The 19586-nt window shown below is 71.4% G+C and carries 15 protein-coding genes; 7 read left to right on the top strand and 8 right to left on the bottom strand.

Annotated features, from left to right (window positions below; all coding sequences use genetic code 11):
* Positions 1-76 precede the first annotated feature (76 nt).
* Positions 77-2893 carry a preprotein translocase subunit SecA gene (secA, locus tag V9U70_RS29295; RefSeq protein ID WP_336680176.1) on the bottom strand — a complete coding sequence of 939 codons (2817 nt, stop codon included), beginning with the start codon at positions 2891-2893 and terminating at the stop codon, positions 77-79.
* Positions 2894-3132: 239 nt separating this feature from the next.
* On the opposite strand from secA, the gene V9U70_RS29290 reads away from it, so the two are divergent.
* The gene (locus tag V9U70_RS29290; protein WP_336680174.1) at positions 3133-3786 is read left to right on the top strand and encodes a GNAT family N-acetyltransferase; all 654 of its coding nucleotides are present in this window, start codon (positions 3133-3135) and stop codon (positions 3784-3786) included.
* Positions 3787-3886: 100 nt separating this feature from the next.
* The gene (locus V9U70_RS29285; RefSeq protein ID WP_336680172.1) at positions 3887-5074 is read left to right on the top strand and encodes a winged helix-turn-helix domain-containing protein; all 1188 of its coding nucleotides are present in this window, start codon (positions 3887-3889) and stop codon (positions 5072-5074) included.
* Positions 5075-5110: 36 nt separating this feature from the next.
* On the opposite strand, the gene V9U70_RS29280 is transcribed toward V9U70_RS29285, so the two are convergent.
* The 7 genes from V9U70_RS29280 to mtnA form a co-directional block, all read right to left on the bottom strand.
* Positions 5111-5863, bottom strand: a complete 753-nt coding sequence (locus V9U70_RS29280) for a response regulator transcription factor (RefSeq protein WP_336680170.1) — start codon at positions 5861-5863, stop codon at positions 5111-5113.
* Between the two features lie 185 nt (positions 5864-6048).
* Positions 6049-6738, bottom strand: a complete 690-nt coding sequence (gene hpf / locus V9U70_RS29275) for a ribosome hibernation-promoting factor, HPF/YfiA family (protein ID WP_336680169.1) — start codon at positions 6736-6738, stop codon at positions 6049-6051.
* A gap of 326 nt (positions 6739-7064) precedes the next feature.
* Positions 7065-7793 carry a ComF family protein gene (locus V9U70_RS29270; RefSeq protein ID WP_336680168.1) on the bottom strand — a complete coding sequence of 243 codons (729 nt, stop codon included), beginning with the start codon at positions 7791-7793 and terminating at the stop codon, positions 7065-7067.
* A 216-nt stretch (positions 7794-8009) separates the two neighbouring features.
* Complete coding sequence (locus tag V9U70_RS29265; RefSeq protein WP_336680407.1) at positions 8010-9845, bottom strand: LpqB family beta-propeller domain-containing protein; 1836 nt, start codon at positions 9843-9845, stop codon at positions 8010-8012.
* A 28-nt stretch (positions 9846-9873) separates the two neighbouring features.
* Positions 9874-11904: an MtrAB system histidine kinase MtrB gene (gene mtrB, locus V9U70_RS29260; protein WP_336680167.1), complete on the bottom strand. Its 2031-nt coding sequence runs from the start codon at positions 11902-11904 to the stop codon at positions 9874-9876.
* Position 11905: 1 nt separating this feature from the next.
* Entirely contained in the window at positions 11906-12595 is a 690-nt protein-coding gene (mtrA, locus tag V9U70_RS29255) for a two-component system response regulator MtrA (protein ID WP_007448372.1), read from the bottom strand.
* A 4-nt stretch (positions 12596-12599) separates the two neighbouring features.
* Complete coding sequence (mtnA, locus tag V9U70_RS29250; RefSeq protein WP_336680165.1) at positions 12600-13742, bottom strand: S-methyl-5-thioribose-1-phosphate isomerase; 1143 nt, start codon at positions 13740-13742, stop codon at positions 12600-12602.
* Positions 13743-13891: 149 nt separating this feature from the next.
* Between mtnA and V9U70_RS29245 the strand changes: the two genes are divergently transcribed.
* From V9U70_RS29245 to V9U70_RS29225, 5 genes are read left to right on the top strand one after another with little or no spacing between them, the layout of a single operon-like run.
* On the top strand, positions 13892-15100 hold the full coding sequence (locus V9U70_RS29245) for a DUF7847 domain-containing protein (RefSeq protein ID WP_336680163.1): 1209 nt from the start codon (positions 13892-13894) through the stop codon (positions 15098-15100).
* A gap of 4 nt (positions 15101-15104) precedes the next feature.
* The gene (locus V9U70_RS29240) at positions 15105-15794 is read left to right on the top strand and encodes a DUF4129 domain-containing protein (protein ID WP_336680162.1); all 690 of its coding nucleotides are present in this window, start codon (positions 15105-15107) and stop codon (positions 15792-15794) included.
* Positions 15791-17029, top strand: a complete 1239-nt coding sequence (locus tag V9U70_RS29235) for a DUF4350 domain-containing protein (protein ID WP_336680160.1) — start codon at positions 15791-15793, stop codon at positions 17027-17029. The genes V9U70_RS29240 and V9U70_RS29235 overlap by 4 nt, the downstream gene beginning before the upstream one ends.
* On the top strand, positions 17026-18054 hold the full coding sequence (locus tag V9U70_RS29230; RefSeq protein WP_336680159.1) for an AAA family ATPase: 1029 nt from the start codon (positions 17026-17028) through the stop codon (positions 18052-18054). Before V9U70_RS29235 ends, V9U70_RS29230 begins: the two co-directional genes overlap by 4 nt.
* 10 nt (positions 18055-18064) lie before the next feature.
* Positions 18065-19378 carry a DUF58 domain-containing protein gene (locus V9U70_RS29225; protein WP_336680157.1) on the top strand — a complete coding sequence of 438 codons (1314 nt, stop codon included), beginning with the start codon at positions 18065-18067 and terminating at the stop codon, positions 19376-19378.
* Positions 19379-19586: the final 208 nt, after the last annotated feature.

Below are 19586 nucleotides of genomic sequence, written 5' to 3'. Positions count from 1 at the left end.
CCGGCCCCGGCCGTGCTCGGGCGGACCCGCGCGACCTGCGGGAAAGGCCTCCCCGCCGCCGCGCCCGCCCGCCGCGTTACTTCTTGCGGCGACGGCCGCCGGTGCTCTTCTGCGCCTTGCGGCGCTCGGCGCGCGTCATGCCGTCCGACGAGCCGGCCCCGGAGCCCTCTCCGTTGGCGAAGTCGCCCTCGACGACACCGCCCTCCCCGTCCACCGTGGGAGCGGAGAAGTGGAGGCGGTTCGGGCGCTGCGGGGCCTCCAGGCCCTTGGCGCGGATCTCCGGACGCGGGGTGGCCGCGGCGCCTTCCTTCTCCAGCGAGGTGCGCTCGCCAGCGTCCTGCACGGGGACCTCCTCGACCTGCTGCTCGACCTGGACCTCCAGGTTGAACAGGTAGCCGACGGACTCCTCCTTGATGCCCTCCATCATGGCGTTGAACATGTCGAAGCCCTCACGCTGGTACTCGACCAGCGGGTCCTTCTGCGCCATGGCCCGCAGGCCGATGCCCTCCTGGAGGTAGTCCATCTCGTAGAGGTGCTCACGCCACTTGCGGTCCAGCACGGAGAGCACCACGCGACGCTCCAGCTCACGCATGATGTCGGAGCCGAGGGTCTTCTCCCGCTCCTCGTACTGCTCGTGGATGTCGTTCTTGACCGACTCGGCGATGAACTCGGCGGTGACGCCCGCCAGGTCCCCGGCCGCCTCCTCCAGCTCCTCGACGGTGACCTTCACCGGGTAGAGCTGCTTGAAGGCGCCCCACAGCCGGTCCAGGTCCCACTCCTCGGCGAAGCCCTCCGCGGTCTCCTGCCGGATGTAGTCGTCGATCGTGTCATCCATGAAGTGCCGGATCTGGTCCTGGAGGTCCTCGCCCTCCAGGACGCGGCGGCGCTCACCGTAGATGACCTCGCGCTGCCGGTTGAGCACCTCGTCGTACTTCAGGACGTTCTTACGCGTCTCGAAGTTCTGCTGCTCGACCTGCGACTGGGCGGAGGCGATGGCGCGAGTGACCATCTTGTTCTCGATCGGGACATCGTCCGGGACGTTCGCCATCGCCATGACGCGCTCGACCATCTGCGCCTTGAACAGACGCATCAGGTCATCGCCCAGCGACAGGTAGAAACGGGACTCGCCCGGGTCGCCCTGACGGCCGGAACGGCCGCGCAGCTGGTTGTCGATGCGGCGCGACTCGTGCCGCTCCGTGCCGAGGACGTACAGCCCGCCGAGCTCCTTGACCTCTTCGAACTCCGCCTTCACCGCCTGCTCTGCCGCCTCCAGCGCGGCGGGCAGCGCGGCCGCCCACTCCTCGACGTTCTCCACCGGGTCGAGACCGCGCTGGCGCAGCTCCGCCTCGGCGAGGTCGTCCGGGTTGCCGCCGAGCTTGATGTCGGTGCCTCGGCCGGCCATGTTCGTCGCGACGGTGACGGCGCCCTTGCGGCCCGCCTGGGCGACGATCGTCGCCTCCCGGTCGTGCTGCTTGGCGTTGAGGACCTCGTGCTGGACACCGCGCTTGGAGAGCTGCTGCGAGAGGTACTCGGACTTCTCGACCGAGGTGGTGCCGACCAGGATCGGCTGGCCCTTCTCGTGCTTCTCGGCGATGTCGTCGACGACCGCGGCGAACTTGGCGACCTCGGTGCGGTAGATCAGGTCCGACTGGTCGGCTCGGACCATCGGCCGGTTCGTCGGGATCGGCACCACGCCGAGCTTGTAGATCTGGTGGAACTCGGCGGCCTCGGTCATCGCCGTACCGGTCATCCCGGAGAGCTTGTCGTAGAGGCGGAAGAAGTTCTGCAGGGTGATCGTGGCGAGGGTCTGGTTCTCGTCCTTGATGTCCACCCCTTCCTTCGCCTCGATCGCCTGGTGCATGCCCTCGTTGTAGCGGCGGCCGGCGAGGATACGGCCGGTGTGCTCGTCGACGATCATGACTTCGCCGTCGATGACGACGTAGTCCTTGTCCTTCTTGAACAGTTCCTTGGCCTTGATGGCGTTGTTCAGATACCCGACGAGGGGGGTGTTGACCGACTCGTAGAGATTGTCGATGCCGAGCCAGTCCTCGACCTTGGCGACACCGGGCTCGTGGATGGCCACGGTCCGCTTCTTCTCGTCGACCTCGTAGTCGCCGGTCTCCTCGATGCCCTTGAGCTGGTTGCCCGCCTCCCCCTTGGTGAGGCGCGTGACCAGCTTGGCGAAGTCGCCGTACCACTTGGTGGCCTGGTCGGCCGGGCCGGAGATGATCAGCGGCGTACGGGCCTCGTCGACCAGGATCGAGTCGACCTCGTCGACCACGGCGAAGTTGTGGCCGCGCTGGACGAGCTCCTCCTGGGACCACGCCATGTTGTCGCGGAGGTAGTCGAACCCGAACTCGTTGTTCGTGCCGTACGTGATGTCGCAGGCGTACTGCTCACGGCGCTGCGCCGGGGTCATGTTGGCGACGATGCAGCCGACGGACAGGCCGAGGAACTTGTGGACCCGGCCCATCATCTCGGAGTCGCGCTCGGCGAGGTAGTCGTTGACCGTGATGAGGTGCACGCCCTTGCCGGAGAGCGCGTTGAGGTACGCCGGCAGGGTGCCGACGAGGGTCTTGCCCTCGCCGGTCTTCATCTCGGCCACATAACCGAGGTGCAGGGCGGCTCCGCCCATCATCTGCACGTCGTAGTGGCGCTGTCCGAGGACGCGCTTGGCGGCCTCACGGACTGTGGCGAACGCCTCGGGGAGCAGGTCGTCCAGGCTCTCGCCGTCCGCGTACCGTTCCTTGTACTCGTCGGTGAGCGCCCGCAGCTCGGCGTCGGAGAGGTTGACGAAGTCCTCTTCGATGGAGCTGACCTGGTCCGCGATGCGGTGCAGTTTGCGCAGGATCTTGCCTTCGCCTGCACGCATGAGCTTGTTGAAGACGGACACTGAGGCTGGTCTCCTTGCCGGTCGGGCCTGGCACTGGGTCGTGTATGGACTCTGGCGCGGGCACGGCAGGTGGGCCCCACCGCAACGGCCATCGTAAGCGAGGACACCACCGCGTCGGGAGGGCTGCCGTCGCGTGGACCTCACCGCACCCTCACAGAACAACGGCCCAAAGGCGCGGAAGGTGCCGGGAAGCCCCAAAAGTGCTCGCCCCCCGGGAGCGGCCTCACGAGAATCGGCCCATGGAGCCGATCACTCTCACCACGGACCGACTGCTCCTGCGGCCGTTCGGCCCGCAGGACACGGAGCAGGTGCACACCGCCTGCCAGGACGCGGACATCCAGCGCTGGACGGCACTCCCCTCCCCCTACCGCCTCGCCGACGCGGAGCTCTTCACCACCCGGGTCTCCCCCGCGGGCTGGCAGGACGACTCCGCCTACAGCTTCGCCCTCATGCGGCGGGACACCGGGGCCCTCGCCGGAGCGCTCGGCGTCCACCGCCGCGGCCCCGGGACGTTCGAGGTCGGCTACTGGGGCGCGCCGGACCACCGCGGCCGCGGTTACGTCGTCGAAGCGGTCCTCGGCTCCGCCCGCTGGGCGTTCACCTCGCTCGGGGCGGACCGCCTGGAGTGGCGCGCAGAGGCCGGCAACACGGCCTCGCGCGCGGTCGCCCTGCGGGCGGGCTTCCGGATGGAGGGCGACCAGCGCTCCGGGCTGCTCAACAAGGGGGTGCGCCGCGACGCCTGGACGGCGGCCCTGCTCCCCGACGACCTCGGCCTGCCGGGCGCCCACCCGTACGTCCCGGACGCGGCCGCCGGCGGAGAGGACGGCCACGCCTGCCTCCACCATCCTTCGGGGGGCGGCTGCGATCTGCTGCGCCGCCCCTCTACGGCGTGACAAGCCGGAAGCGCGGACGCGGCGGCGCCCGGCCGGGCCCGCGACGGACCGCCCACGGGGGCGAGCCGGGCTGTCAGTGGCGCCCTCTAGGGTTTCCCGTATGACGCCTGTGCCTCCGCCCGCAGTCGAACTCTCCGCCGATCAGGCCCGCCGCATCGCGCTGCGCGCCCAGGGCCTCCTGGGTGCTCCGGACCGCCGGGCGGGGGTGCCGGGGGTGCTGCGCCACCTCGGGGCCGTCCAGCTGGACACGATCTCGGTGCTGGCCCGCTCCCACGAGCTGATCCCCTACGCCCGGCTCGGCGCGGTGGGCCGCCGCGCGGTGGAGGACGCGTACTGGTCGGGCGGCCGGGCCTTCGAGTACTGGTCGCACGCCGCGTGCGTCCTGCCCGTCGAGGAGTGGCCGCACTTCGCGTTCCGTCGCCGCGCCTACCGCTCCCGCTCGCACGGGGACCAGCAGCTGCCCGACGGGGTGTACGACACGGTGATCAGGCAGTTGCGCGAGGAGGGCCCGCTGACCGCGACCGAGCTGGGCGGCGCGAACAACGGCGGCGAGTGGTGGGACTGGTCGGCGTCGAAGGTCGCCGTCGAGCGCGCCCTGATGTACGGCGAGGTGGTGTGCACCGAGCGGCGCGGCTGGAAGCGGGTCTACGACCTCGCGGAGCGGGCCATACCGGACGCCCTGCTGCACGACGATCTGAGCGACGCCGAGTGCCGACGGCGGCTGGTCGCCCTGGCCGGCCGCTCGCTGGGCGTCGGCACCCGCACCGACATCGCGGACTACCACCGGCTCAGGGCAGAGGAGTTCGACGCCGTGGTGGCCGACTCCGGCCTGGTGCCGGTGACGGTGGAGGGCTGGGCCAAACCGGCCTGGGCAGACCCGGAGGCGCTGGCCGGGGAGCCGCGCGGACGCCACCGTACGACGCTGCTGTCCCCGTTCGACTCCCTGATCTGGGAGCGGGCCCGCACCGAGCGGATCTTCGACTTCACGCACCGGCTGGAGGCCTACGTCCCCAAGCAGAAGCGGGTCCACGGCTATTTCGCGATGCCGCTGCTGGCCGGGGGAAAGCTGCAGGGCCGGGTCGACCCGGCCCGGGAGGGCGCCACCCTGGTCGCGCGGCAGACGTCCCTTGCGGGCCCCAAAGCGGTGGCCCCGATGGCCGAGGCCTTGGTCGAGGCGGCGGGCTGGGTGGGCTGCACGGACGTCCGGCTGGAGCGGGTCGACGCCCCGGAGCTGCGCGGGCCGCTCATCGCTGCGATCGACCGGGTGCCGCGTCGCGCCCACTCCTGATCCGGGCCGCCCTGGGCGGCTGTCAGCGCTCCGGGGTCACCGGATCTCCAGGATCTTCTCGCGCATGGCGTAGACCACGGCTTCCATCCGGGAGTGCAGCTGCAGTTTCTCCAGGATATTGCGGACGTGGTTCTTCACCGTGTTCTCGGAGATGAACAACTCCTTGGCGATATCCCGGTTGTTCATGCCGGTCGCCACGAGTTTCAGCACTTCCAGCTCGCGTTCTGTGAGTCGCGGCGCCGGGACGAGCCGCCGCTCGTCGGTGCGCTGGATCATCGACTTGAACTCGGTGAGCAGCTTGGACGCCATGGACGGGCTGATCTGGGACTGCCCGTCGGCAACCGCGCGAATGGCCGTGGCCACCTCGTCGGTGGAGATCTCCTTGAGGAGATACCCGGTCGCGCCCGCCTTGATCGCGTCATAGAGGTCGGCTTCCTCGTCGCTGATCGTCAACATGATGATCTTCGCGCTGGGAGCGACCTCCTTGATGGAGGTGCAGGCCTCGATGCCGCCGCGCTTGGGCATCCGGACATCCATCAGAACGATGTCGGGCAGCAGGTCGGCGGCCTTGTCGACGGCTTCGGAGCCGTCTCCGGCCTCCCCGACGACCAGGATGTCCTCCTCCTGCGCGAGGACGATCTCCAGACCTCTGCGGAACAGCGCGTGGTCATCGACCACGAGGACCCGAATGGGCTCCTTGCGTGCGACGTCGTCCGCGTCCGCACCGGCATACGCACGGGCGGCGTCGGAGTCGTTCGCTTCCCGCACGGGCCCGAAGGTGTCCGCCATCGTCACTCCCCCTGAAGGCCACGGCCTGAAGTCTCGGTCATTCGCCAACAGAGCTTCACAGAAGGCCGATCGGCTCGAACCGCCATGATTCCATGCCCGGACGCCACCTCGGTGGCCCCGCACTCGCGCGAGGGCGCCCCCGGTGGCGCGAAACCGCTCCCAGGGGCGCCCCGCACGGTGGGTCGTCAGCCGCCGAGCGCACCGCCCGCGCCGCCCGCCTCGTCCGCGGCGAGCGGGTCGGTCCTCAGGTGGATGACGCCGTAGTCGTAGGCGTGTCGCCGGTAGACGACGCTGGGCTCCTTCGTCTCGGAGTCGACGAACAGGTAGAAGTCGTGCCCGACCAGCTCCATCTCGTAGAGCGCCTGGTCGAGCGCCATCGGTGCCGCCGTGTGGGTCTTCTCGCGCATCACGAGCGGCCCTTCGCCCTGCACTTCGAGCGAACCGACCTTGGTGGTGGGCACGGCTGCCGACGGCTGCTCGCCGACCAGCTCCCCGTCCTCGTCGAACGAGGCGACGCCGGGGACCACGTCCCCCACCTCGGCCGCCGACAGACGGCCGTTGCCACGGCGGCTGTAGCGCTTGTCGTGCTGCTTGCGCAGCCGGGCCTCCAGTTTCCCGGTGGCCAGGTCGAGCGCTGCGTAAGGGTCGCCCGCCGCCGCTTCCGCCCTGATGACCGGCCCCCGGGAGCGGAGCGTGATCTCCACCCGGTCGGAACGGTCGGCCTGACGGGGATTCGGCTCCTTGGACACCTCGACGTCGAGGCTGATCACCTTGCCGTCGAACTTCTGGATCTTGTCCAGCTTCAGCTTCTCGGCCACGTGCTTCCGGAACCGCTCGGGCACCTCGGTCTTGCGGCCCTTGACGACGATGTCCACGCAGAACTCCGTTCCCGGATCGCTCCGCTCAGCGGCGGAGCATCTCCTTTTTGCACCAAGCCCCGGAGATCACCAGGGCCTTGGACTCGGTGGCTTTCGCCTCCTCCTCCCCCGTCGAAAGGGTCGCAACCCCACCGACTCGCGCGCCTCTGCTACCGGTGAGTCACCTGCCCGAAACCTGGTGGTGCATTCGTCGAGGTCAGGCATTCACCGTTCCTCACAACCGAACATAGCCTGCACACCGGGGTCTCGGCACCCGCTACTGGCACGTACCTCCGTTCAGGGGGGAATGGCCTCTCATTACCTGCAACGACGCACATTCCCGGTCAGTTCCGGTTCATTTCGAAGGCGGACGGAGAAGCCGCGACGACCGCCGCACGGCACACTCCGTGCGCGTCGGGCCGCCCGCCGTCGCCAAGACCGGCTCCGACGGCCCGCGCGGCCTCCGCCAGCGTCGAGCCTGTCGTCAACAGATCGTCCACCAGGACCACACCCCCGTGGCGGAGCAGCCGCTCTCCGCCCCCGGTCACCTCCAGGGCTCCGGCCAGATTCACCCGCCGCTGCCGTGCCCCGAGACCCGACTGATCGGCGACCGCTCGCCGCTGCCGCAGGACGGGAAGGGCACGGGCCGGAAGACCGGTGCGCCGCAGCTCCCGCGCGGCGGCCCGCGCGATCCTGCGCACCGGGTCGTGACCGCGCGCCGCGGTCGAGGCCCGCGCCGACGGCACGGGCACCAGCAGCAGCGGGCCGGCGTCGCCCGGCCGACCCGCCACGGCGCGCACGGACGCCGCCAGGGCCCGTCCGAGCACCTCCGCCAGCCCGAGTGCGCCGCGCTCCTTGTGGGCCAGCAGAACCGCGCGCACGGCGTTCTCGTACGGTGCCGCCGCGCACACCGGCGGAAGTGTCGCGGGCCGGGGCGACGGTCGCACAGGACGAGCCGGGACGCCGCACAGAGCCGCCTCGCACACCAAGCACAGCTCGGTGCGCGGCCTGCCGCAGCCCGCGCAGGCCACCGGCAGGACCAGACCGGAAAGCTCCCGCCACACGCCCCGCACGAGCCCACTGTGCCCCGCTTCGCAGCCCCGGGCGACCCCTGTGGAAAACCCCGTACGGCCAAAGGAAGCCGTGCGGCCGGCCGGGGCCGGTGGCTCCGGCCGCAGGGCGCTGCCGCGGGGAGGGCTGCCGGTGGCAGGGGGCCACGGCGCGTGGGCCCCGGCGAACAGCTGGGCAGGCCCCGTCGCGGACGCGGAGTCCGGCTAGGCCCTCGCGGATCAGCCCGGGTAGACCAGCGAGGTGCCTTCCTTGAGGACCGTCTGCCAGTTGTCCCCCGGCGAGAGCTTCACTATGCCGTCACCGGCGGTCTCCGCCATCAGCGGAAGCAGTTCGTCGTCCGCCGCGGCGACCGACTCCACCTGGTTGACTCCGGGCAGCGCCCCCGAGGACGACGTGGAGCCGTCCGCTTCCACATACCGCACCTGCTGGACACCGCCCTCCTCCTTGCCGACCACCACCAGACGGCTGCGGCCCGACCACGAGATGGCCGTCACGTCCGCGAGCCGCGGCGCGGCCTGACGCAGGTCCTCAACGGATATCTCGGGCGCCTCCGGGGTCCCGCCGCGCTCGATCCGGCCGATCTGCAACGTCGTGCGGCCGTCCTTGAGCAGGAGCAACGCGATCCGCACACCATCCGCCGACATGCGCAGATGCTCGATCCGGCTGCCGTTCAGGTCCGGGACCCGCACCTCGAGCGGCTCGCCCGCTCCCCCGGCCAGCCGCAGCAGCCGCGGACCGGCCGGATCGCGGTCGGCGACCCACAGGTCTCCGCGACCGTCCCAGCTCGGCGGCGACAGCCGGTCGGCGGCCTTCCCCGCCGTACTGGTGACCAGTGGCTCGGCCAGCTCACCCTCCGACTCCAGGGAGGAGACGTAGAGGCTCCGCCCGCCGGCGGAGACCGCGGCGGCCCGCTCCTCGTCCCGGGAGACCCCGACGGAGCCCATCGGCACCACGCCCGCGCCGAGGGGGCCGGCCACCGGCTCCGGCGTCACGCTGCCCTCGGTGATGCTGGGGATGCGCTCCACCTGCCCCTTGTCGTTGATGAAGTACTGGCTGTCGGGGCCCTCGGAGCCGCCGCCGGCGGAGAACTCCTCCGCGTCGTCGGCGTCCAGCGCGCAGAGTCTGCGCTTCTGGCCCATCAGCTCCACCCGCTCGACCCGCGCGGACGTGAGGTCCTGGAGCGTATAGAGGACCTGGGCGGCCATCAGCCGGCAGGCGCTCCCGCTCGCCTTGTCCGCCTTTCCGTTGAGCGGCACCCTCAGGACGTTCTGGTCGTCCTGCGGCAGTGCGACGACGTCCTCGCGCAGCGCGGTCCCCGCCGGGAACCGTGTGTCGACCACAGGGCGCAGCCAGTCCGTCGGCCCGGCGAGCAGCGTCCGGACGGTCTGCGTGACGGTGTCCATGCGCGTGACGGGGTCCGTCCGGTTGCGTACGTAGACGGGGTCGGCGACCAGGGTCGACTGCCCGTTCGTCCGCCCCGCGGCGAAGTAGTACTTGTTCACGGACCGGTAGAGCCGCCGGAAGTCGGACTGGCCGAGGACCAGTCCGTCCGGCACGACGTCGATGCGCCACTCCTGCTTGCCGTCCGCCGTCTTCTCCAGCACCAGGTGCAGGGCCTGGGAGTACGCGGTGGGCGCGAGCGGCCGGTAGGAGCTCTGTTCGTCGACCACCGCCACCTTGTCACCGGTCAGCGTGTAGGTCGTCTCGGTGTTCCGGGCGCCCCGGTTGGCCTCGTCCTGGAGCAGCGGCCCGCTGCGGTGGGGGGCCTGGGCGAGCACCGTGGTGCCGCCGCTCGGCCGCCAGGTCTCCCGGGCCGTTTCGCTCAGGTACTTCCGCGTGGTCGCGAACGCGGGGTCGTCACTGGTCATCGACTCCAGGAAGCCGTCGACGATCTCGCTGGGCGGCGCGCCCTCCCGGGGCGCCACGGCGTACACCTGCACCTGCGAGTCGCCCGGCTGCGCGGCGTCGACCGGCTTGACGCCCCCGGTCACCGGCATCGACCCGCACCCGGCCAGCACGGCGACGGCGCAGCCGAGCAGCGCGGACGTCCGCACAACGCGGCGACGGCCGCTTCGGAAGCGGTCAGTACCCACGGGCGGAGTCCTCCTGGTCGACATTCCGTACGTCGTCGCCGTCGCGCCCCCCTGAGCGCTCCGGTGCGGGGCGCGTCACGACACGTGCTCCGTTGCCGGGGAGGGCCGCGGGGTGCACGGAGGCGGGCGCCGCCGGACTGCGGGGGGCGGGCCCGGGCAGCGGCGAGCGCCCGCCGGCTCCGGACTGGTGGGGCACGGACGCCAGGCGGTGGTCCTCCGCGCCCGCCGACACCGCCTCGTCGCGCTCCCGGCTCTCCCGGTTGCGCCGCGAGTCCTCCGGCTCCAGCGGTATCGGCGAACCGCGCAACGGTTCGTCCGCCGTACGCGGCAGGGTCAGCCGGAACTGGGAGCCGCCGCCCGGCTCGCCCCAGGCCTGGAGCCAGCCGCCGTGCAGCCGGGCGTCCTCGACCGCGATCGAGAGGCCCAGGCCGGTGCCGCCGGTGGTGCGGGCACGCGCCGGATCGGCGCGCCAGAAACGGTTGAAGACGCGGGTCGCCTCGCCGGGCTTGAGCCCGACCCCGTAGTCCCGGACGGCCACGGCGACCGCGCCCTGGGCCACGCCCATCCGCACGACGACGTCCCGGCCCTCCCCGTGCTCGACGGCGTTGACCACGAGGTTGCGCAGGACGCGCTCGACACGGCGGGCGTCGGCCTCGGCTATCACCGGCTGGTCGTCGCCGACGACCAGGATGCGGGTGCCCTTGCGCTCCGCGAGCGGTTCGGCGCCGCCGATGACCCGGTGCACCACCGCCCGCAGGTCTATCGGCTCGGCCTCCAGAGCCGCCGCGCCGGCGTCGAAGCGGCTGATCTCCAGCAGGTCGGAGAGCAGCGACTCGAACCGGTCGAGCTGGTCCCCCAGCAGTTCGGCGGAGCGTGCGGTGACGGGGTCGAAGTCGACGCGGGCCTCGTGGATGACGTCGGCGGCCATCCGTACGGTGGTGAGCGGGGTCCGCAGCTCGTGCGACACGTCGGAGACGAAACGCCGCTGCATCCGGGAGAGCTCCTCCAGCTGCTGGATCTTCAGCTGGAGGTTCTGAGCCATCTTGTTGAACGCCTCGCCGAGCCGGGCGATGTCGTCCTCGCCGGTGACCTTCATCCGTTCCTGGAGTTTGCCGGCGGAAAGCCGCTCGGCGATGCCGGCGGCCATCCGCACCGGCGTGACGACCTGCCGCACCACCAACCAGGAGATGGCTCCGAGCAGTGCGACGACGAACAGCCCGGCGGTCGCCAGGGTCGTCTTGACCAGCGACAGGGACTTCTCCTCCTGGGTGAGCGGGAAGAGGTAGTAGAGCTCATAGGGCTGCTGATCGATGTCGTAGAGCCGCTTGCCGACGACGAGCCCCGGCTGCGGTTCCTGGCCGTTCGAGTACTCGATCAAGGAATACGTCTGAAAAGCCCCCTGGCGCTGGCCGACGTCCCGGCGCAGCCGGTCGGGCACGCTGGACGCCTCGACGCTGCCCGAGCCGCGGGGCGCACGGCTGCTCGCTCCCTCGGCCACCGAGTCCGCGCTGAGCGCCACCACGTTGAACGCGTTCTTGCCCCCGCTGGCGAGCTGGCCGACGAGCTCGGTGCGCCAGGAGGCGCTGCCGGTCATGCCGTCGGCGCCGTCACTGGCCGGTCCGCCCGGGACGAGGGGGGCGTTCGCCTTCTCCTGGGCCGCGGCGAAACCACCGGCGGCCTGGGTCTGGGCGGCCCTGCTCTTCGCGTCGAGCAGGCCGTAACGCACCTGGCCGATCACGACGAACCCGAGCAGCAGCACGACGGCCATCGACATCAGCAGCGTGCCCGCGACCACGCGGAGCTGGAGGTTACGCCGCCACAGCCGGACGGCGGGCAACAGCGGACGGCGCACCCACCGCATCAGCAACCGCGGCACGGGTCCGCCGGGCGCCCGGTCCTCGAACAACCGGCCGCCCTGCAGGAAACGGCTCATACGAGGCGCCTTCCGTCCCGGGCCGGCAGCCCGCTCCGTACGGACTCCCGGCTCCCCGGGCATCGGAGCAGAGCTGCCTTGGGGCATCTCAGCTCGGCCCGGCCTTGTAACCGACGCCTCGGACCGTCACCACGATCTCCGGCCGCTCCGGGTCCTTCTCGACCTTGGAGCGCAGGCGCTGGACATGCACGTTCACCAGGCGGGTGTCAGCCGCGTGGCGGTAACCCCACACCTGTTCCAGCAGGACCTCACGGGTGAAGACCTGCCAGGGCTTACGGGCGAGCGCGACCAGCAGGTCGAACTCCAGCGGGGTCAGGGCAATGGACTGCCCCTCCCGCTTGACGGAGTGACCGGCCACGTCGATGACCAGGTCACCGATGGTCAGCTGCTCCGGGGCGGGCTCTTCGGACCGCCGCAGGCGTGCCCTGATCCGGGCGACCAACTCCTTAGGTTTGAACGGCTTGACGATGTAGTCGTCGGCGCCTGACTCCAGGCCGACCACCACGTCGACGGTGTCGCTCTTGGCAGTGAGCATGACGATCGGCACACCGGACTCGGCCCTGATCAGCCTGCACACCTCGATGCCGTCCCTTCCGGGCAGCATGAGGTCGAGCAGCACCAGGTCCGGCTTGGCCTCACGAAATGCAGCCAGTGCCTTGTCGCCGTCCGCTACGAACGACGGCTCGAAACCTTCTCCACGCAGCACAATCCCGAGCATCTCGGCCAGTGCGGTGTCGTCGTCGACGACAAGGACGCGTCCCTTCATAATCGACATCATCCCATTAGCTAATCGTTACCTGCGATGACCTGGCACACAGCTCCGCCAGTCCGACCCCCGTGACCGGCGAAACGACGCCTTCCTCCGTGACGATCGCCGTGATCAACTCCGCCGGCGTGACATCGAAGGCCGGGTTGTACGCCGGGGCTCCGAGGGGTGCGACGACAGTCGCGCCTCCTCCGCCCGCCGCCACTCCATGCGGCGATGTGACTTCCGTCACTTCATTCCCGGGGCGCTGCTCCACGATGATCGACGTGCCGTCCGGGGTGCCCAGGTCGACGGTCGTCGTCGGCGCCACCACGATGAAGGGCACGTGGTGGTACTTCGCGAGCACGGCCAAGGGGTAGCTCCCCACCTTGTTGGCCACCGAGCCGTCCGCGGCGATGCGGTCCGCACCGATGAGTACGGCATCCACCTCCCCCGCCGCGAACAGGGACCCCGCCGCGTTGTCGGTGAGCAGGCTGTACGCCAGTCCGTTGCGCGCCGCCTCGAAGGCGGTCAGCCGCGCCCCCTGCAGCAACGGCCGCGTCTCGTCCACCCACAGCCGCCGCAGCCGGCCCTGCCGGTGCACCCGCAACGCCACCGCGAACGCCGTTCCCTCGCCCCCGGAGACCAACGCCCCGGTGTTGCAGTGGGTCAGCAGCTGGTGCCCACCGCTGGGCAGCAGTTCCTCCAGCAGCGCCTCCCCGTGCTCCGCCATACGCCTGCTGGCCTGCGCGTCCTCCCGGTGCAGCGCCCGGGCCTCGGCCAGCGCCTCCGCGGCGGCCGCCGCCCCGCCCACCCCCCTGCCGACAGCTGCCGTGTGGGCCGCCGCCACCCGCCTCGCCCCGTAACCGAGGTTCACCGCGGTGGGCCGCGCCCGCTCCAGCAGACCGGCGGCCTCCGCCACGTCCTCGCCCCGCGCCGCGGCGAGCGCCACCCCGTACCCCCCGGCGATCCCGAGCAGCGGAGCGCCTCGCACCGCCAGCGTGCGGATCGCCCCCACCAGAGCGGGGACATCGGTGCACACCAGTTCTGTCTCCTGGGCCGGCAGCCGCGTCTGGTCGAGGAGCACCAGTACAGGGCCCCCCGGGGTTTCGTCCCAACGAAGCACGGGGAGCGCGGGAGGCTCGACACCCGCCGGTGATTGCGCGTCCTGATCAGCCATCCGCCCAGTCTGCCCGGTGAGCCGCCCACATATGAAGGCGCGGAGGAGACGGAGCGGCTGGAGCGGCTGGTCCGCCCCGGGACGAGGCGTGGCACGATGGCTGCCAACCTGCCGCCCCGATGAGCGGTCAGGACGGTGAAGGAGCGAGAATGAACGACTCTCCGGGCTGGGCGTCGCCCGGATCTGCCCCCTCCGACGGCAAGGAGACGGCGATCCCCCGCCCCTCCGGTCCCCAGGACGGAAGCGGCCCGACGGGGCAGTGGTCCCCCGAGCAGCCGCCTCCCGGGCAGTGGTCCCCACCGGGCGGCTCCGGCAGCGGTCCCGGAACACCGTCGAACGGGCCCGGGTGGGGCGGCCCGCAGCGTCAGGGCTGGGCAGGGCCGCCGCCCGCGGCGAAGCCCGGTGTCATTCCCCTGCGCCCCCTGAGTCTCGGGGAGATCCTGGACGGCTCCGTGTCCGCGCTGCGCGCGCACTGGCGCACCGCCCTCGGCTTCAGCCTCGTGGTCTCCGTGATCACCCAGATCGCTGTCGTTCTCCTGCAGCGCTACGTCCTGCCGAAGCCGTCCACGGTGGACCCGAACGCGACCGGCGCCGAAGCCCTGCGCCAGGCCGCCGATTCCGCCCGGTCGACGCTGTTCACCCTCGCGCCCACCTCCTTGCTCACGATGATCGCCACGCTCCTCACCGCCTCCGTGGTCACCGTGCTGATCAGCCGCTCGGTGCTGGGCCGCCCCGCCACACTCTCCGACACCTGGGCCGAAGCCCGCCCGCGGATACTCCCGCTGGTCGGACTGACCCTGCTCCTGTCGGTGGTCATGGCCGTGGTCATGGCTGTGGGCGTCGGCCCCGGGCTGCTGCTGGGCTCCGGGGCCGGCGCGGCACTGGCCCTCCTCGGCTTCGCCGCGGCCGGCGTCGTGCTCGTCTGGATGCAGGTCAGCTTCGCCCTCGCCGCCCCCGCCCTGATGCTGGAACGCCAGAGCATCGTCGCCGCGCTGCGCAGGTCGGCCAAGCTGGTCCGCGGCGCCTGGTGGCGTACCTTCGGAGTCCTGGCTCTGACCTACCTGTTGGCCGTCCTGCTGGGGCTGCTCATCTCCCTGCCGTTCGGCGTCATCGCCGTCCTCGCCGACGGGACCGACGCCGCCGAGTTCTTCAGCAGCAGCCCCCCGTCCTTCGGCTGGCCCTTCCTGATCGTCTCGGGCATCGGCGAAGCGGTCGTCTCGACACTTCTCTACCCCTTCGTCGCCGGCGTGACGGCTCTGCTCTACGTGGACCGGCGCATCCGTCGCGAGGCGCTGGACCTGGATCTCGCACGAGCCGCCGGCCTGCCCGGCTACAGCGCCGACGCCTCCAGGAGCTGATGCCGTGTCGGGGGCGGGGGGCACCACGACAGCACGGCACCTCACCGGAGCGGGTGACATGCCCGGGGACACATCACGTGTCCCCGCCCGGGAGGCGGCGGAGAGCGAGCTCTCCAAGCCGATGTACCACGAGAACGACCCGAACGTCGTCCAGCGCGCCCTGAACGCATTCTGGGACTGGGTCTCAGGCGTGTTCGACGCCGCCGCGAGCGCCGCCCCCGGCGGCCCGGCCGGACTCGTCGTCCTGGTCGTCATCGTCGGCGGGCTGATCGCGGCCCTCTGGTGGCGGCTCGGCACCCCGCAACGCCACTCCCGGACACCGGACACGCTCTTCGACGCCGACGGACCCCGCAGCGCGGCCCAGCACCGCGCCGCGGCCGAGGCGCACGCCGCGGCGCTGCGCTGGACCGAAGCCGTCCAGGAACGCATGCGCGCCATCGTCAGGTCCCTGGAGGAGCGTGCCGTACTCGATGCCCGTCCCGGCCGCACCGCTGACGAGGCGGCAGCCGAAGCCGGCCGCGCCCTGCCCGACCACGCCGGCCGGCTACGGGCCGCAGCCCGGAACTTCGACGATGTCGCATACGGCGGCCGCAGCGCGGACCAGTCGGCGTATCTCTCCCTGCGCGCCCTCGACCTCGAACTCGATGACGTGAAGCCCTCGCTGCCCGGCGTCGTCCGAGGAGCCGCCGGATGACCGCGGCGACCGCCCCTCCCCCCACCTCTACGACGCCCACCGCACACCAGACCTGGGCCCGCGCCCGAGCCGTCCTGGTCGTCGTCCTCATCCTCGTCCTCGCCGGCGTCACGTTCGCCGCCGTTCGCTCCGGTGAGAACCACGGGCGGCTCGACCCCCGCTCCACCGGGCCCCAGGGCAGCCGTGCCGTAGCCGAACTTCTCAGGGCACGCGGTGTGTCCGTCAGCGTCGTCACCACCCTTGCCGAGGCCACCGCCGCGACCGGCCCCGACACCACACTCCTGGTCGCCGGACCCAATCTCCTCACGCCCCCGCAGCAGCGCCGCCTGGACGCGGCGACCTCCTCCTCCGCCGGGCGTACCCTGCTGATCGCTCCGGGGCTCCGGGCCGTGTCCCGGCTGGCTCCCGGTGTACGCGCCGAGCCGCACGGCCCGGTGAGCACCCTCCCGCCGTCCTGCGCACTGCCGGCCGCCCGCAGCGCCGGCCCAGCGGATCTGGGCGGCGTCCGCTACACGGCGCCCCGCACCGCCACCACCTGCTACCCCCACGATGGCCTCCCCAGCCTGGTCGTTCTCCCCGCAGAGCAGGACGGCGACCTCGTCGTCCTCGGCTCCTCCGACTTCCTCCACAACGAGCGCCTCGACCAGCAGGGCAACGCCTCGCTCGCACTGCAACTCCTCGGCTCCCGCCCCCATCTCGTCTGGTATCTCCCCTCTCTGGCCGACCCCTCGGCCACGGTCGATGACGTCCCCGCCGACGGCGACGGAGAACAGGCGCGCCAGGAGGACGGGCAGGACGACGAGAGCAGCTTCCTCGACCTGATCCCCTCGGGCTGGCTGTGGGGAGCCCTTCAGCTGGCCTTCGCCGCGGCCCTCGCCGCGGTCTGGCGGTCCCGTCGCCTCGGCCCCCTGGTGACAGAACGGCTGCCCGTAGCCATCCGCGCATCCGAATCCGCCGAAGGCCGCGCCCTCCTCTACCGCAAGGCACACGCCCGCGACCGGGCCGCCGACGCCCTCCGGGCCTCAGCCCGCGACCGCATCGCCCCCCTCACCGGCGTGCCGGCCAGTGATGCGCACACCCCTGGCCTTCTCCTCCCGGCCGTGTCCACGCGGACCGACGTCCCGGACCAGGACCTCAACGCCCTGCTCTTCGGACCGGTGCCCGCCACCGACGCGGCCCTTGTCCTCCTCGCTGATCAACTCGACGCCCTCGAAAGAGAGGTCCGCACGTCATGAGCGCCCTGACCCCTGAGCCGGCCGAGCCCACGGCGGTCTCCGCCGGCCCTGCGGCTCCTGCGGAACCGGAGCCGTCCGACCGGGCCCGCGCGTCTCTGGAAGCACTGCGCTCCGAGATAGCCAAGGCCGTCGTCGGACAGGACGCCGCCGTCACCGGACTGGTCGTAGCGCTCCTCTGCCGGGGTCACGTCCTGCTCGAGGGCGTGCCCGGAGTAGCCAAAACGCTGCTGGTGCGGGCGCTCGCCGCGTCACTCGAACTCGACACCAAACGTGTCCAGTTCACCCCCGACCTGATGCCGAGCGACGTCACTGGCTCGCTGGTCTATGACGCGCGAACGGCGGAGTTCTCCTTTCAGCCCGGCCCCGTCTTCACCCACCTGCTGCTCGCGGACGAGATCAACCGCACTCCTCCCAAGACCCAGTCCTCCCTCCTGGAGGCCATGGAAGAACGCCAGGTCACCGTTGACGGGACCCCCCGGCCCCTGCCGGACCCCTTCCTCGTCGCCGCGACCCAGAACCCCCTCGAGTACGAGGGCACCTATCCTCTGCCCGAAGCCCAGCTGGACCGGTTCCTGCTCAAGCTGACAGTCCCTCTCCCCTCGCGGCAGGACGAGATCGATGTCCTCACCCGCCACGCCGACGGCTTCAACCCGCGCGACCTCGACGCTGCGGGGATACGGCCTGTCGCAGGACCCGCCGACCTGGAAGCAGCACGCGAGGCCGTGGCGAAGACCACGGTGTCCCCCGAGATCGCCGGCTACGTCGTGGATATCTGCCGTGCCACGCGCGATTCCCCCTCACTCGCCCTCGGCGTCTCTCCCCGAGGCGCCACCGCTCTGCTGTCGACTGCGCGCGCCTGGGCCTGGCTCACCGGCCGGGACTATGTCATCCCGGACGATGTGAAGGCGCTCGCGCTCCCCACACTCCGTCATCGCATCCACCTGCGGCCCGAGGCAGAAATGGAGGGAGTCACCCCCGACTCCGTCATCACCTCGGTGCTCGCCCACGTCCCCGTACCCCGATGAGGCGGTGACCATGGCCCTCACCGGACGTACCGCACTGCTGGCCGCTCTGGGATCACTCCCCGTAGGCGTCCTCGCTCCGAGCTGGCTCGGGATGCTGGCGGTGAATGCCCCGCTCTCACTAGCGATTCTGTGCGACTACGCCCTGGCAGCGCCAGTGCGAACGCTCCGGTTCACCCGAACCGGGGACACAACCGTTCGACTCGGTGACACAGCGGACGTGCAACTCACCGTGACGAACACCTCGCGGCGACGCCTCCGAGCCCACCTGCGGGACGCCTGGCCGCCCAGCAGTTGGCCCACCGGCAGCGGACGGCTCGCCTCCCGACACACACTGACGATTCCCGCAGGCGAGCAACGCCGCCTGCGCACGGTGCTGCGCCCCACCCGTCGAGGCGACCGGCAGGCGGAACGCATCACGGTCCGCTCCTACGGGCCGCTCGGCCTGGCCGCCCGCCAAGGCCAGCACCAGGCCCCGTGGACCGTACGGGTCCTGCCTCCGTTCACCAGTCGCAAGCACCTGCCGTCCAGGCTGGCCCGTCTGCGTGAGTTGGACGGCCGCACCAGCGTGCTGACGCGCGGCGAGGGAACGGAGTTCGACAGCCTGCGGGCCTATGCGCCCGGGGACGACACCCGTTCCATCGACTGGCGGGCCACCGCGCGCCAGTCCGGCGTCGCGGTCAGGACGTGGCGCCCCGAACGCGACCGCCACATCCTGGTGGTCCTCGACACGGGACGCACGTCCGCGGGCCGCGTGGGGGATGTGCCCCGGCTCGACGCCGCGATGGACGCCACGCTTCTGCTCACAGCTCTCGCCGCGCGAGCCGGCGACCGCGTGAACCTCCTCGCCTACGACCGCCGGGTACGCGCCCGCGTGCAAGGCCGCACGGCCACCGCCGACGTCCTGGCAACCGTCATCGACTCCCTCGCCACACTGGAGCCGGAGCTCCTGGAAACGGATGCCCGCGGCCTCGGCAATGCGGTGCTCACCGACGCTCCCCGCGGCGCATTGGTCGTGCTCCTCACGACTCTGGAGGCAGCACCCATCGAGGAAGGCCTTCTTCCGGTGCTGCATCAGCTCACCCGGCGCCACACGGTGCTTCTGGCCGCTGTGTCCGACCCGCGGATCGAGGAGATGGCCAGCGGCCGGGGATCAGCGGAGGCGGTGTACGGGGCGGCTGCCGCAGGGCGAGCCCAGGCCGAACGACGTCGGACCGCCGACAGGCTCCGGCGCCACGGCGTCACAGTCGTGGATGCCGCTCCGGACCATCTTGCTCCCGCGCTCGCCGATGCCTACCTGGCTCTCAAAGCAGCAGGCCGTCTCTGACGTTCGTCGGGGCGGACGGTCGTGGAGGGCATGCCGTCGCCCATGCGTGGTGGGACGACGGGGCGGCGACACGGTGGTGTCTGCCCTCCCCACCATTCCTGCTTCCTCGTATCCGGTCCGGAACGCAGAAAAGCCCCGTGCCAATGGCACGGGGCTTTCCCGGAAAAATTGTTCGGCGGCGTCCTACTCTCCCACAGGGTCCCCCCTG

It is taken from the genome of Streptomyces pratensis (assembly GCF_037137275.1).
In the GTDB taxonomy this organism is placed as follows: domain Bacteria; phylum Actinomycetota; class Actinomycetes; order Streptomycetales; family Streptomycetaceae; genus Streptomyces; species Streptomyces pratensis_B.
The sequence above is the reverse complement of the archived record's forward strand: the minus strand, read 5'-3'. Positions and strand labels throughout refer to the sequence as shown.

Excerpts from the sequence above, each read along its gene's own strand:
- V9U70_RS29290 (WP_336680174.1), top strand. The coding sequence starts at position 3,133 with ATGGAGCCGATCACTCTCACCACGGACCGACTGCTCCTGCGGCCGTTC.
- V9U70_RS29285 (WP_336680172.1), top strand. The coding sequence starts at position 3,887 with ATGACGCCTGTGCCTCCGCCCGCAGTCGAACTCTCCGCCGATCAGGCC.
- V9U70_RS29280 (WP_336680170.1), bottom strand. The coding sequence starts at position 5,863 with ATGGCGGACACCTTCGGGCCCGTGCGGGAAGCGAACGACTCCGACGCC.
- mtrB (WP_336680167.1), bottom strand. The coding sequence starts at position 11,904 with ATGCCCCAAGGCAGCTCTGCTCCGATGCCCGGGGAGCCGGGAGTCCGT.
- mtrA (WP_007448372.1), bottom strand. The coding sequence starts at position 12,595 with ATGATGTCGATTATGAAGGGACGCGTCCTTGTCGTCGACGACGACACC.
- mtnA (WP_336680165.1), bottom strand. The coding sequence starts at position 13,742 with ATGGCTGATCAGGACGCGCAATCACCGGCGGGTGTCGAGCCTCCCGCG.
- V9U70_RS29245 (WP_336680163.1), top strand. The coding sequence starts at position 13,892 with ATGAACGACTCTCCGGGCTGGGCGTCGCCCGGATCTGCCCCCTCCGAC.
- V9U70_RS29235 (WP_336680160.1), top strand. The coding sequence starts at position 15,791 with ATGACCGCGGCGACCGCCCCTCCCCCCACCTCTACGACGCCCACCGCA.
- V9U70_RS29230 (WP_336680159.1), top strand. The coding sequence starts at position 17,026 with ATGAGCGCCCTGACCCCTGAGCCGGCCGAGCCCACGGCGGTCTCCGCC.
- V9U70_RS29225 (WP_336680157.1), top strand. The coding sequence starts at position 18,065 with ATGGCCCTCACCGGACGTACCGCACTGCTGGCCGCTCTGGGATCACTC.